15 protein-coding genes are annotated in these 13,322 nt (G+C 33.9%); all 15 read right to left on the reverse strand.

Translation table 11 applies throughout. From position 1 onward, the window contains the following. Positions 1–6: 6 nt before the first annotated feature. Positions 7–855 carry a 4-(cytidine 5'-diphospho)-2-C-methyl-D-erythritol kinase gene (gene ispE / locus ACY191_RS05705; protein WP_042739978.1) on the reverse strand — a complete coding sequence of 283 codons (849 nt, stop codon included), beginning with the start codon at positions 853–855 and terminating at the stop codon, positions 7–9. Positions 856–1,203: 348 nt separating this feature from the next. Then, entirely contained in the window at positions 1,204–1,467 is a 264-nt protein-coding gene (gene veg / locus ACY191_RS05710; RefSeq protein WP_042739977.1) for a biofilm formation stimulator Veg, read from the reverse strand. Positions 1,468–1,566: 99 nt separating this feature from the next. Continuing rightward, positions 1,567–2,457 (reverse strand): 16S rRNA (adenine(1518)-N(6)/adenine(1519)-N(6))-dimethyltransferase RsmA, encoded by an 891-nt coding sequence (gene rsmA / locus ACY191_RS05715; protein WP_042739976.1) that lies wholly within the window; start codon positions 2,455–2,457, stop codon positions 1,567–1,569. A gap of 3 nt (positions 2,458–2,460) precedes the next feature. After that, positions 2,461–3,009: a ribonuclease M5 gene (gene rnmV / locus ACY191_RS05720; protein ID WP_229366913.1), complete on the reverse strand. Its 549-nt coding sequence runs from the start codon at positions 3,007–3,009 to the stop codon at positions 2,461–2,463. A 133-nt stretch (positions 3,010–3,142) separates the two neighbouring features. After that, positions 3,143–3,916 carry a TatD family hydrolase gene (locus tag ACY191_RS05725; protein WP_042739974.1) on the reverse strand — a complete coding sequence of 258 codons (774 nt, stop codon included), beginning with the start codon at positions 3,914–3,916 and terminating at the stop codon, positions 3,143–3,145. Between the two features lie 27 nt (positions 3,917–3,943). Next, positions 3,944–5,923, reverse strand: a complete 1,980-nt coding sequence (gene metG / locus ACY191_RS05730; protein ID WP_107511978.1) for a methionine--tRNA ligase — start codon at positions 5,921–5,923, stop codon at positions 3,944–3,946. Positions 5,924–6,259: 336 nt separating this feature from the next. Continuing rightward, positions 6,260–7,093: a 16S rRNA (cytidine(1402)-2'-O)-methyltransferase gene (gene rsmI, locus ACY191_RS05735; RefSeq protein WP_463269920.1), complete on the reverse strand. Its 834-nt coding sequence runs from the start codon at positions 7,091–7,093 to the stop codon at positions 6,260–6,262. A 3-nt stretch (positions 7,094–7,096) separates the two neighbouring features. Further along, positions 7,097–7,345 (reverse strand): GIY-YIG nuclease family protein, encoded by a 249-nt coding sequence (locus ACY191_RS05740; protein WP_042739971.1) that lies wholly within the window; start codon positions 7,343–7,345, stop codon positions 7,097–7,099. After that, positions 7,338–8,063 carry a tRNA1(Val) (adenine(37)-N6)-methyltransferase gene (locus ACY191_RS05745; RefSeq protein ID WP_042739970.1) on the reverse strand — a complete coding sequence of 242 codons (726 nt, stop codon included), beginning with the start codon at positions 8,061–8,063 and terminating at the stop codon, positions 7,338–7,340. The genes ACY191_RS05740 and ACY191_RS05745 overlap by 8 nt, the downstream gene beginning before the upstream one ends. 110 nt (positions 8,064–8,173) lie before the next feature. Then, positions 8,174–8,515, reverse strand: a complete 342-nt coding sequence (yabA, locus tag ACY191_RS05750; RefSeq protein ID WP_042739969.1) for a DNA replication initiation control protein YabA — start codon at positions 8,513–8,515, stop codon at positions 8,174–8,176. A 15-nt stretch (positions 8,516–8,530) separates the two neighbouring features. Further along, positions 8,531–9,334 (reverse strand): PSP1 domain-containing protein, encoded by an 804-nt coding sequence (locus ACY191_RS05755; protein WP_042739968.1) that lies wholly within the window; start codon positions 9,332–9,334, stop codon positions 8,531–8,533. Positions 9,335–9,337: 3 nt separating this feature from the next. Next, the gene (locus tag ACY191_RS05760) at positions 9,338–10,264 is read right to left on the reverse strand and encodes a DNA polymerase III subunit delta' C-terminal domain-containing protein (protein WP_042739967.1); all 927 of its coding nucleotides are present in this window, start codon (positions 10,262–10,264) and stop codon (positions 9,338–9,340) included. Positions 10,265–10,407: 143 nt separating this feature from the next. Further along, positions 10,408–10,737 carry a cyclic-di-AMP receptor gene (locus ACY191_RS05765; protein WP_042739966.1) on the reverse strand — a complete coding sequence of 110 codons (330 nt, stop codon included), beginning with the start codon at positions 10,735–10,737 and terminating at the stop codon, positions 10,408–10,410. 26 nt (positions 10,738–10,763) lie between these two features. After that, entirely contained in the window at positions 10,764–11,381 is a 618-nt protein-coding gene (tmk, locus tag ACY191_RS05770; protein ID WP_229366914.1) for a dTMP kinase, read from the reverse strand. A gap of 1 nt (position 11,382) precedes the next feature. Continuing rightward, a complete protein-coding gene (locus tag ACY191_RS05775) occupies positions 11,383–12,729 on the reverse strand; it encodes an aminotransferase class I/II-fold pyridoxal phosphate-dependent enzyme (RefSeq protein WP_042739964.1) in 1,347 nt (448 codons plus the stop codon). Positions 12,730–13,322 lie beyond the last annotated feature (593 nt).

Genomic DNA, 13,322 nt, shown 5'->3' on the forward strand with positions numbered 1-13,322 from the left:
CTTCTCCTATCCTAATAATCTTACTAAATACACTTCATTACAACAGCCATTCACTGCATTATACACATGTCTTGCTTGTCGTTCCTTTTGTGTCAGTCCATAAACTGTTGGTCCACTACCACTCATCACTGCACCATCTGCACCACTTTTTAGCATGTTGCGTTTTATTTTTAAAATTTCAGGACACACCTTGCTCGAAACAGGTTCCAGTTGATTTGAAAGGCTACTGCATAACAATTCATAATTCCCTGTGTTTAAAGCCGTTTTGCAGTCTTCCGTATTGATAGTTTGCAAATGACTTAAATCTAATTTCTTAAATATATCTGGTGACGATATTCCAATATTAGGTTTAGCAACAACGACCCATGCAGAAGGCGGCTTGTTTAGAAAGTTGATTTTCTCTCCTTTACCTTTGCATAGAGCGGTTTTACCATAAATACAAAATGGGATATCTGTTCCTATCGAAATACCAAGCTCACATAGTTCTTCTAATGGCCTATTTAATTTATAGAGGCGATTCATCCCTCTCATTGTTGCCGCAGCATCAGTTGATCCACCTGCTAATCCTGCCGAAACCGGTATATTTTTATCAATAGTTATTGTAATACCTTGTTGTAAATTATAGGTTTTCTTCATTAATTCTGCAGCTTTATATGCCAAATTTTTACTATTAGAGGGAACATAAGTTTGTTCAACATCGACAACAATCTTATTGTCTTGTCGCAGCTCAAATGACAAGCGATCATTTAAATCTATAGTCGTCATTATCATTTCAACTTCATGAAAACCATCATCTCGTTTAAAGAGTGTGTCTAGCGTCAAGTTTATCTTAGCTGGCGCTGTTTCATAGATCATATGTCCACCCTCTTTCAAATACGATATGGTAATACAACGATTTTAACATATTGTACGAATTGATTTGTCGGTTTTATTAAAACTTAGTGAAATATGTTGTACATCTCATAAAATCAGTATCATTTTTATGCTAAACATAGTCGCTAATCAGCTCATTGAAAACCAATATCGCAATATCTGAAATTCATTCATAAAATTAGTTCTATTTTAGCATATTCAACGACAAACAAAAAAGGTATGCTAACGTCGATAACGTCAACATACCCTCTTCTATATCTCATTAAATTTAAAGTATAAATTAAAAAGTCCGACTATATAGTCAAACTCAACCTCATTATTACTTTTTAATTAGTGCGCAACTGCTTCTTGATGGTTATCTTCTTCAAATGAAACTTGTACGTTTTCTGTTAAAACGTCAGTGTATGTATAAGACACACGCTCAAAGTTATGTTTATCTTGATCAAGCTCAACGATAAAAACTGATGGGTATGTTTCTTTCAATACACCACTTCGTTCAATCGTCTTCTTACGACCACCATTCGCTTTTAGTACAATACGGTTTCCTAATTGACAATCAAGAGTATTTTTGATGTCTCCAATAGATTTTGACATATTGCTCCACCTCGCTACAAGTTGTATAATAACACAAAATGCGCTATTTTGTCAAATAAAATATCAATTTTAGCAAGGTGCAAGCTACTTGTCAATAATTTAAAATTCTAATTCTGAGAAATTTTTCAATTCATTATATAAATCTGCATATTCTTTAATTGAAAGTGTTTCTCCACGTCTTCTTGGATCTATTCCACCCGCTTCTAACCATTCAGCAATAAGCTGTTTGTGTTCTTTTCCATTTTTAAATAAACTTTGGTAGTTGTTATTTATTGTTTTTCGTCTTTGTCCAAACGCAGCCTTTGTCATTTGGAAGAATTTTTCTTCATTATCAATGGTAACAAGTGGTGCATCTCGTTTCATTAGCTTGACGACAATCGAATCGACATTAGGTGGCGGTAAAAATACTGACTTCGGCACTGTCAATACATTACTCGTCTCGGTGTAGTATTGAGCAACAATAGATAATGAGCCATAAGCTTTTGTACCAACCTTAGCATTTAAGCGTTCTCCGACTTCCTTTTGCATCATAACGACATAACCATCAATCGGTAATGATTGTTGCATCAAATTTAACAAGATTGGCGTGGTAATATAATATGGCAAGTTAGCTACTACCATGATTTTCTTGCAATCTGCCAAATGTGTCTCAACATAGCGCGCAATATCCGCTTTCAATATATCTTCATTTATAACAGTTACGTTGTCATATGGGGATAATGTATCTGCCAATACAGGTATCAATCGTTGATCGATTTCAAATGCCATTACACGCTTAGCATGCTTGGCTAGTTGCTCAGTTAATGAACCCATACCCGGTCCAATTTCAATAACCCCTGTTTCTTCGTCAATATCACTGGCATCAATGATATTGTGAATAATGTTGACATCGATTAAAAAGTTTTGTCCTAAGCTTTTCTTAAAGCTAAAACCATAATAATTCAATAATTCCTTTGTACGTGAAGGTGTTGCAATATCTTTATGATTCACCCATTACTCACTTCCTTTCTCATTTTTTAAAGCGTCTCGAACATCTTGTTCCGTATAACCAAATGCATTCAATTTATTGAGCAATTGCTTCCCATTTGAATGACCAATATGCAACCTTCTACCTAATATTTCACGCTTTCGCCTAGCGTCTGGTCCGATAATTAAACCTAAATCAATCAACACATGCTTATCAATCGATTCGTGACCTTCTTCAAAAGGCGTACTTACGTTCAATAAAGCCTCTTTAATATCTTCAATACGTGCATGCTCTACACCAATTTTGCCACGTTTGCTTTTAGCCTTTTCTCTATCTATATATGCATGTTTAACACCTGGAATATGCTTTTGAATCGTCGTTCTTATTTTATCTCCTGGGAAATCTGGATCAGTTAATACGATGACACCCCGTGTCTCATATGCTTGTGCTATAACATCTAATGTTTGCTGATTTATTGCACTGCCATTAGTTTCTATCGTATCACAATCAACCGCTCTTTTTACTCTTTCGGTATCATCTCTACCTTCTACTACGATAAATTCATTAATCTTCAATTATAGCTTCACCTTTCATCACTTTACTTGTCCATTTGCAAATAAAAAAGACGTCGGCAGAATTTATGGTAATTACTTAGTATTCTCAATCATAACTAAGCCCTAACTCAGACCGACATCTTTTGTAATATCTTTATGCTTTTAAGTTGAATAATCTTTCAGCATTTTCAGTTGTTTGACGGCAAACTTCATCATAACTCACACCACGTAATTCAGCAATTTGCTCAGCGACTAACGTTACACGTTCTGGCTCATTTCTTTTCCCTCTGTATGGATGTGGGGATAGGAAGGGCGCATCTGTTTCTACGAGTAATTTATCAAATGGTACATGCTTTGCAACTTCTTTAGGTTGTTTAGCATTCTTAAATGTCACCGGACCTCCGAGTGATACATAGAAATTCAACTTGTTAATCACTTCATCAGCAATTTCTGGAGAACCACTGAAACTGTGCATGATGCCACCTACTTCTTCGGCATGCTCTTCCTTTAAAATGTCTACACAGTCTTGTGTTGCTTCTCTATTGTGAATAATTATTGGTAACTGTACTCGTTTTGCCAAAGCGATTTGCTTTCTAAACAAATCCTGTTGTACATCTTTAGGAGATTTATCCCAATGATAATCTAATCCCATTTCTCCTATACCTATAATCTTCGGATGTTCTGACAATTTTTCTATCCATTCTAAACGTTCTTCTGTACAATCTATTGCGTCAACAGGATGCCAACCAATAATACCGTAAATAAAGTCATATTGATCAATTAATTCCATCGTACGTTCAATCGTTGGTGTATCAAAACCAACGACAAACATACGATCGACGCCATTATCTCTTGCGCGTTGAATAACTTCTTCTAAATCTTCATCGTATTGTTCTGCATTTAAATGAACATGTGTATCGATTAACATGATTTAACGACGCTCCTTAATTCATGATTACTTAATGACTGCACCATTAGGAATAGCGTTTGGCAAACTTACTAATGTTAATACGCCATCCTTTTCAGCTGATAATATCATACCTTCAGATGTTCTACCCATTAATTTTGCTGGCTTTAAGTTTGTAACAACCGCAACTTTTTTACCGATAATATCTTCTGGTTGGTAATATTGTGCAATTCCAGACACAATTTGACGTTGTTCGGTATCTAAATCCACTTGAATTTTCAAGAGTTTATCTGATTTTTTAACATTTTCAGCATCTATAATCGTTGCCGCTTTAATTTCAACTTTGTCGAAATCTTTAATATCTATTTGCGCTTTACTTGGTGCTGCTTCCACTTCTTCTGGTTCTTCTGATTTTGGTGGTTGCATAGATTGTTTAATATAATCTATTTCAACATCGCTCTCTAAACGTGGGAATATTGGTTGTGGTTTATCGATAACCACGATTGGTTGCTGTAGAGCACCATATTGTTCCACACTGCTAAGTTCATGTAATTCTGGAGAATTAATGTTTAATTGTTCAAAAATCTGTTTTGGCGCATGTGTTAAGAATGGTCTCAACAACACAGCTGCGATTCGAATGTTTTCCACTAAGTGTGCCATCACGTTGCCTAACATATCTTTTTGACTTTCGTCTTTAGCTAGTACCCATGGCGTTGTTTCATCAATATATTTATTCGTACGGCTAATTAATTTCCATACCGTTGAAAGTGCAACTGAGAATTGTAAATCATCCATATTATCATGGAATGTTTTAACTGTGTCTAAAGCCATTTGTTCCATTTCTTCATCTAATTCATGTTTGGCACCTTGATATGCAGGTAATTCACCATCAAAGTATTTATTAATCATTGATATAGTACGATTTACTAAATTACCTAAATCATTAGCTAAATCATAATTCGTACGTTCAACAAAACCTTCAGGTGTAAATACGCCATCAGAACCAAATGGTAATTCACGCATTAAATAATAACGTGTTGCATCTAAACCATATCTATCAATCAATACGTTTGGATCAACTACATTACCTTTAGACTTACTCATTTTACCGTCTTTCATTAAGATCCAACCATGTGCAAATACTTTTTTCGGTAATGGAATATCTAAAGCCATTAATAAAATAGGCCATATAATAGAATGGAAACGTACAATTTCCTTTGCCATAATATGAATATCAGCTGGCCAATATTTGTTAAATAGGCTATCGTCATCAGATAAATAACCTAAAGATGAGATATAGTTTACTAAGGCATCAATCCAAACATAAACGACATGTTTTGGGTTTGACTTAACTCGGATACCCCAATCAAATGACGTTCTAGAAACAGCTAAGTCTTCTAGACCTGGTTTGATAAAGTTATTAATCATTTCATTTTTTCGTGATGGTGGTTGAATGAAATCAGGGTTCTCGTCATAGAACGCTAATAAGCGATCTGTATATTTTGATAAATTAAAGAAGTAACTTTCTTCTTTGACTAATTCAACTTCATGACCTGAATCTGGGCTCTTACCGCCTACGATTTCTCCATTTTCGTATACAGGATCAACCAATTGTGTTTCCGTATAGTATGTTTCATCAGGAACTGAATACCAACCTTCATATTCACCTAAATAGATATCGCCTTGAGCTAATAATCGTTCGAAAATTTGTTGTACAACTTCCTTATGACGCGTTTCTGTTGTACGAATGAAATCATCGTTCGAAATTTCTAATTTATTCCATAAATCTTTAATTCCCGCTATCATTTCATCTAAATATTCTAATTCTGTTTTCCCAGCCTTTTGGGCTTTTTCTTGAATCTTTTGCCCATGTTCATCCGTACCTGTTAAATAACGAACATCATAGCCTTGCATTCTTTTATAACGTGCGATTACATCACCAGCAGTAGTAGTATATGCATGGCCGATATGCAAATTCCCACTTGGATAATATATTGGTGTAGTGATATAAAATGTTTCTTTCGCCATCAATGTTCCTCCTAGATTCTTATACTTTTAAATTATCTAAATTCATTTCTAATTTCAATGAAATTGACGTTAATTTTCAATACATTTATCATATCAGTTTCTTAAATTTCATCGGATAGAATACTCTTCATATCGTAGTTGTTTTCGTAGCTAATATTAGTGTTTCATTAAATATGATAAATAAACTCTATCTAATCTACATTACCATAAATCGTGCTATTTATGGGGATTTTCAACATATTTTTTCATGTTTTAATATGAAATTAAATCAACAATTTAACTTAAATTCTCATCATCTCAAGCTTTGTGTATTTTAATTTCTCAACGCTCCCTATGTCACACGCCATGATACGTATTATAGACATCACCTGTTTTTATATTTCTCGTTTCTGCCACTTGCTTGATCGCAGCTTTAGGCTTCATTCCTTGATTAACATAATAATCGACATGCTCAGTTATAGTCATTGTTTCATACCACGTATCATCATCTTTTGCCGTTTCACCTTCAATTAATAATACAAACTCACCTTTCACAGTGATTTCCTCTGCATTAAATTGCCTAATTAACTCATCTACACTTGCCGTAACAATTTGTTCGAATTTCTTAGTCAGTTCTCTCCCAATTGATACGCGTCGTTGCGCGTCAATTTTAGCTACTGCCTTTAACGTATCTTTAATTCTATGGGGCGATTCGTATATTATTAAGGTGCTATCTTCATACATACGTTGCTCTAAAATTTCAATTTTCTGTTTCTCTTTGCGTGGTAAAAATCCTAAAAATGTATAAGTAAAAGACGGCAATCCGCTAGCCATTAGAGCCGTTAAACCTGCATTGGGGCCCGGAACCGTTTCTACTCTCAATTGTTGTTGTCGCGCTTCTACTACTAATTCATAACCAGGATCACTGATTAATGGTAACCCCGCATCCGATACAAGTGCAATACTTAAACCTTGTTGTAATTGTTCAATTAAATAAGCTGTCTGTTGCTCTTTGTTATGATCATGATAAGATTTCAATGGGGTTTGAATATCATAATGTGCACACAATTTTTTAGTAACTCTTGTATCTTCACAAGCAATTAAATCTACATTTTTCAATGTATCAACGGCTCTATACGTAATATCTGCTAAATTCCCAATCGGAGTACCTACTAAATATAATGTCGCCATTTGTTATTCCTCACTTATTAGTTTTAATTTTTTAGCTCTGCTATAAGTTTTAATTTCATATTCTCGCTTTAAGGCATCGGATTTATTATCAAAGGTTTCTTGATAAACTAATTTTACTGGTCGCCTTATTTTTGTATATTTCGCGCCTTGTCCATTATTATGTTTCGCAACTCGTTGTTCAACATTTTTGGCATATCCTGTATATAAACTACCATCATTGCATTTAACAATATAAATATAATGTCTATCCATAATATATTTCTCTCATTTCTTCACTATATGTACCATTTTGTTGATAAATATAAAATGGGGGCTGTATTTCTAAACCTTGATTCCCACCTTTTCTGCCTTCTATTACTATCGTATGTGCAGACTTTCCTTCTTTACTATATATAAAATATAATTTCTTAGGTTCAATTTGAAATGCTCGCATCTGACTTAGTACATCCATCAACCTTTCAGCACGATGCACCATTACTAATCTACCACCTTGTTTCAATAAATGCCTCGCTGCAAAACAACAATCTTCAAGCGTACACATAATTTCATGCCTTGCTATTTTATGTGCATCCTTTTGATGTTGATGTTGTTGATTCACTTTAAAATAAGGCGGATTACACGTTACCAGACTATATTGTGCAGGTTTAAAAACTTTATGTGCATCCTTTAAATCCATATGATGCATGGTAATACGCTCATCAAGTTGATTCAACGCAATACTTCTATTCGCCATATCAACCAATTGTTCTTGAATTTCTATACCTGCTATTTGCTGATTGCCTTTATCAGATAGTAATAAAGGTATCACACCATTACCTGTGCAAATATCTAATATTTGATCATTTTTCTTAACCTTTGTAAAGTGTGCAAGTAACAAGGCATCTGTAGAAAATGAAAAAACATCATCATTTTGTATAATTTTCAAGTTTTCTTTTATTAAACAATCTAACCGCTCTCCATCGTTCAACATCAAATTCTACCTCCAAAAAAAGAGGATAAGATGGCGATGCTCATTAAGCCTATCGCTACACCTCATCCTCAACACCATTTATGATTTACTCATAAGTACACTATAATTCACTATTCACTTAATACTTCTAAACAAAATAGACAATCGTCACCTTTTCTATGCTTTCCAAATAGTTCTCCATTACAAATGTGGAAACCTTCTTTATATAACATAGCTAAATTATCTTTACTTCTAAGTGGCTTTTTTAGTTGTCCTTTTTTATTATTTTCAACCTTTTTAGGCGCCTCTTCTTTATCAATTAATGTCTTTAAATTTTCATTTTCAACTTGCAGTGCCACATTTTCCTCAATTAATTCTACAGTCAAATGTTTCAAGTTAACCATATCATTATTAATTTGATTAATGTTCGACTCTAAATGCGCAAGTTTTTCAAATATTTCACTTCGGTTCAACTTGGTTAAAGCCTCCTAATTTAACGCTTCTAATTCTTCCATTTTATATTCTAAGGGTTGTTCCAAACCTTCTACTTTAATTTGCATAGAAATATCTAGAATATTTAGGCCTACAACCTTTCCATTCCCTTCAGGCGTTTCAATATGATCTCCTACATCAGGTAATTGCGCACGCGCTTCTTCATAATAGTCATTTTCATATTTCAAACAACACATAAGACGACCACAAGCGCCAGAAATTTTTGTAGGATTTAAAGATAAATTTTGATCTTTAGCCATTTTAATAGAAACTGGTTCAAAATCACCTAAAAATGTAGAACAGCATAATGAACGCCCACATGGTCCTATGCCACCTAACAATTTCGCTTCATCTCTCACACCTATTTGTCTTAATTCAATACGTGTCTTTAATTTTTGAGCTAAAACTTTTACTAACTTTCTAAAATCTACTCTATCATCCGACGTAAAATTAAATATTACTTTCGATTTATCTAATGTATATTCACAGTTAACAAGCCTCATATCTAACGCTTGTTGCTGAATTGTATCTTTACATAATTCAAATGCTACTTCAGCATCACGCTCATTTTTTTCATATTTTTCAATATCTTCATCTGTAGCAAGACGGATGATTTCTTTTAATGGTAATGTTACATCCTCATCGGCAACATCAAGTGGCTCATATTTTACTCTGCCCATTTCTACGCCACGTTTTGATTCAACAACAACCCAATTACCTACTCGCAAATCGAATTGTTGAGGTGAATAATACTCCATTTTCCCTGACTTTTGAAATTCAATTCCCACTACATTTTGCATTATTTATTTCACCCCTTTTATTACTATCTGTTCAAAGACTAACGTTGGATTCACGTTTTGATTTAACTTCTTATGTGCTTCTGTAATTTGATCATACATTAAAATAATTTGATTATAAGTTAATTTACGCGCATAATTTTGAATGTCATCTTGTAAATCACGAAATATCAAATCATCAGTAATGCCCACTTTAGCATGCATGACGTCCTCAAAGAAACCATTAACAGCTGCTAATGTTACCAGCTGTAAACGTCTGGTCTTAGCTTGTTTCAACAAATCTACAATTGCAATAAGCGCCATTGGACGATTTGTTAACAACAGTTGACACCACTTCACTATACTTTTGCGCAGTGAAGCTAAATCTGACTCTTCATTCAATAAAACTGCCGTCTCAATTTGTGTCGTATATGTACTGATCAGTTCCGCAATAGGTCTAGAAATCTCTCGCTCAACTAATCTATCTATAAATTTCACCTTATCAATTGGTTTAAAATAAACATGCTGACACCTTGAATGGATGGTATCTAATATTTGTTCAGGCTTCGTAGATAATAAAATTGCGATGGTATTGTCAGGAGGCTCTTCTAAAAATTTTAATATACTGTTTTCACCTTGAACAGTTAACTTCTCAAAGGCTTCAATAATGTATACTTTGTAATTACCTTCAATAGGTAATTGATTCATATGATGTATTAATTGTTCGACTTGTTCTTTTTTTATCGTATTTTCCTCAGTGGAAATATACATAAAATCAGGATGATTAAACGTAGATACCTTTAACTGACATTGTTCATCTTGATCACATAAAATAAGTTTCGCAAAATCAATCGCCACTTGTTTCATCGTTTGGCCATCATCGCCCTCAAATAAATATGCATGTGACAACTTATTTGAATGATATGCCTTCGTCAGTTTTGCTTTTTCATCCATCTTTAAGTTACTCCTTTATATAAAAAGGCTGCTTATACACAGTGCCACTCAAAGTAAATGATTAATATAAAAAGGTTCTTTGATAGCAACACCTTTTCATTTCCACTCACTTAGAATGGTTACTATATATAGCAACCATATTGTTAAAATTGATGGAAAGATTCAACAGGCATTACAAATACTGTTGCTCCTCCAACTTCTACTTCTACTGGATACGGAATATAAGAATCCGCACTGCCACCCATAGGCGTAATTGGTGAAACGAGTTGTTCTCTGTTACCACAAGTGTCATCGATTACCTTTAACATTTCGTCTACACGGTCGTCCTCTACACCTGATAAGAATGTTGTATTACCAGCACGTAAAAAACCACCTGTCGTTGCTAATTTTGTTGCTCTAAAGTTATGTTTAACAAGCTTATCTGACAGCTCTTGACTATCTTGATCTTGTACGATTGCAATTATCATTTTCATAGTAAACACCTCTTCCCAATATTATATCATAATTTTTCTAAGTATTTGATGATAGAATTATAAGTATCGGTCACAACCTCATCAATACTTTTCTCGGCATCTATTATGATAAAACGTTCAGACTCATTATGAATAATTTTTTTATAACCTTCAACCACTTTTTCGTGAAAATTTACACTTTCTAAATCAAGTCTATTTTGAACACGCTGGTTTTCAACAATGCGCTGTCTCCCTACTTCCACGCTGACATCAAGGTAAATCGTTACATCAGGGTACATATTGTCGATAGCAAATTCATTAATGGATTTAACTTCTGATATACCTATACCCCTTGCATAACCTTGATATGCTAAAGAACTATCAATGTAGCGGTCACATAATACAATATTTCCATTTTCTAAAGCTGGCATAACCTTTCCAACGAGGTGTTCACGTCTTGAAGCAGCAAATAGCAATGCCTCTGTTCTTTCATCCATCGCATCACCATCCAACAATAATTCACGAATTTTCTCTCCTGTTTTTACACCACCGGGTTCGCGTGTCATCACAATTTTATAATCTTGTTGTAATTTATCTGCGACTGCTTGCATAATTGTGGTTTTCCCTGATCCTTCTGGACCTTCAAAAGTAATAAATGCTGACATCTTATTCATCCTTAACTTCAATTTTATGTTTTTTAATACCTTCAACCCTAACATGTTGAGCGTACCAATAATTCATTAATTTTATCATATTTTGTGTTACTGTTTCTCCTTTAAACATCACTGGTATACCAGGTGGATAAGGAACAATATCATTTCCTAGAATTTCATTTTCTGCTTTATCAATATCTATCCAGCGTGTCTTCTCAATAATTCCAGAATAATATGTACCACTTTGTAAACGAATATCTACCTTAGTTGTTTCAATAGGTTCACGTCGTTCTATCTTGATTTCATTTATTCTATTTAACAATGTATCAAATGGATATCTATCTTCACTATGCCATAGAGGTAATACTAATAATGTTTGAAACGCATCTGCTAATTCAACATAGATGCCTTTTTCCTCAAATAACTGTTGTAATTCATATCCTGTATAACCAGGACATCTGATTATTAATTTTAGGTTATCCTCTACTTCTAATACTTCAATATCTTTTGCTTTAATTTTTTTCACAAGTTGGGCTCTCTTACTGTAGAACTGATCACTATCATAATTTTCATAGAAACGCTGCGCTAATTCTAAACTAGACATTATTAAATATGAAGGACTTGATGTTTGAAAGTACGTCATATATTTAAGTACCATTTCCTTTAATGGTGCATTTTTATGTATAAAAATAACAGACCCCATAGTCAGTGACGGTAATGTCTTATGATAAGATTGTACGACATAATCTGCTCCCATATTTAAAGAAGAAGTTGGAAATCCGTTCAAATCAAAATGTGCACCATGTGCTTCATCAATTAATACTGGTATCTCCTTCTCTTTAAAGCGATTAATCATTGTTTGAACATCAAAACATTCACCATAATAATTAGGATATGTGAAAATACCTAGTTTGCCATCTTCAAAATCTTTAATTTCCGCTTTTACATTAGGGCCTACATATTGATTCGTCATTTCACTTAACTTCATTTCTAATAAAGTTGCAGTTGCATTCGCCAAATCAAGACCATGAAATACAGATTTGTGCGCATCTCTTGCAACAATGTATTTCCCAGGCAATGTTGAAAACGCCTGAATTACCGATAATATACCAGATGTAGTACCATTAACTAAAAAATAAGCTGTATAATCCTTATGCTTATTTATCGTTTCCATACTTTTCAAAATGATTTCTTCTGGATGATGTAAGTCATCTAAACCAGTAATTTCAGTCATATCCTTTTTAAATGACAATTGTTGGTCCAAATTACCAATTGTCATATTTTTATGACCAGGAACATGTAATGAAATTGCTTCTTCATCCAAAAACGCATCTAATTTATCGCTCAATGGTTTAGACATAATATCTCCTTTCATAATCATATATATATAACATGATTATTTCTTCGACAGTATCAACATGTATTTTAACATAAAAAAGAGATGCTATTAGGCACCTCTTTAAATATAGTCAGATTTAACACCTGTAAGTTCAAATCGTCGTTCGCTCAATTCGTCAGCTTCAAACGCTTTCTACTTGTCAAAGTATTCAGAAGTTAAGCTCCTTGGATATAAAAAAAAGAGACCTTACGGTCTCTACTTGCCTGTAAAGTACCACTTATTACAGTTGTTTTTATGACATCATATCTATTAATCTATGTATTAAAGATTTCTATTTTCTACCTTTTTAGTTTAGTGGTACTTATATAAGCGCTTTGGCTCTTATATTCCACTTACCCTACTCTTGCGGAACGTAAGTCTGCTACCATCGGCGCTATGGAGCTTTTCTGACATGTAGTCAAGCGCTCGCATCTTTCCTTATTTTCTCTTTCTCCTCTTTCACTTACCACGCGTAAGTTCAAGTCGTCGTTCGTTCAATTCGTCAGCTTCAAACGCTTTCTACTTGTCAGAATGATTCAGAAGTTAAGCTCTTTTAAAGCAAAAAAAAGAGACCT

This window comes from Staphylococcus sp. TCBT05 (assembly GCF_055179755.1).

Excerpts from the sequence above, each read along its gene's own strand:
- ACY191_RS05765 (WP_042739966.1), bottom strand. The coding sequence starts at position 10,737 with ATGAAAATGATAATTGCAATCGTACAAGATCAAGATAGTCAAGAGCTG.
- ACY191_RS05760 (WP_042739967.1), bottom strand. The coding sequence starts at position 10,264 with ATGGATGAAAAAGCAAAACTGACGAAGGCATATCATTCAAATAAGTTG.
- veg (WP_042739977.1), bottom strand. The coding sequence starts at position 1,467 with ATGTCAAAATCTATTGGAGACATCAAAAATACTCTTGATTGTCAATTA.
- tmk (WP_229366914.1), bottom strand. The coding sequence starts at position 11,381 with ATGTCAGCATTTATTACTTTTGAAGGTCCAGAAGGATCAGGGAAAACC.
- ACY191_RS05745 (WP_042739970.1), bottom strand. The coding sequence starts at position 8,063 with ATGTTGAACGATGGAGAGCGGTTAGATTGTTTAATAAAAGAAAACTTG.
- ACY191_RS05725 (WP_042739974.1), bottom strand. The coding sequence starts at position 3,916 with ATGTTAATCGATACACATGTTCATTTAAATGCAGAACAATACGATGAA.
- rsmI (WP_463269920.1), bottom strand. The coding sequence starts at position 7,093 with ATGGCGACATTATATTTAGTAGGTACTCCGATTGGGAATTTAGCAGAT.
- metG (WP_107511978.1), bottom strand. The coding sequence starts at position 5,923 with ATGGCGAAAGAAACATTTTATATCACTACACCAATATATTATCCAAGT.
- ACY191_RS05740 (WP_042739971.1), bottom strand. The coding sequence starts at position 7,345 with ATGGATAGACATTATATTTATATTGTTAAATGCAATGATGGTAGTTTA.
- ispE (WP_042739978.1), bottom strand. The coding sequence starts at position 855 with ATGATCTATGAAACAGCGCCAGCTAAGATAAACTTGACGCTAGACACA.
- ACY191_RS05755 (WP_042739968.1), bottom strand. The coding sequence starts at position 9,334 with ATGCAAAATGTAGTGGGAATTGAATTTCAAAAGTCAGGGAAAATGGAG.
- ACY191_RS05775 (WP_042739964.1), bottom strand. The coding sequence starts at position 12,729 with ATGTCTAAACCATTGAGCGATAAATTAGATGCGTTTTTGGATGAAGAA.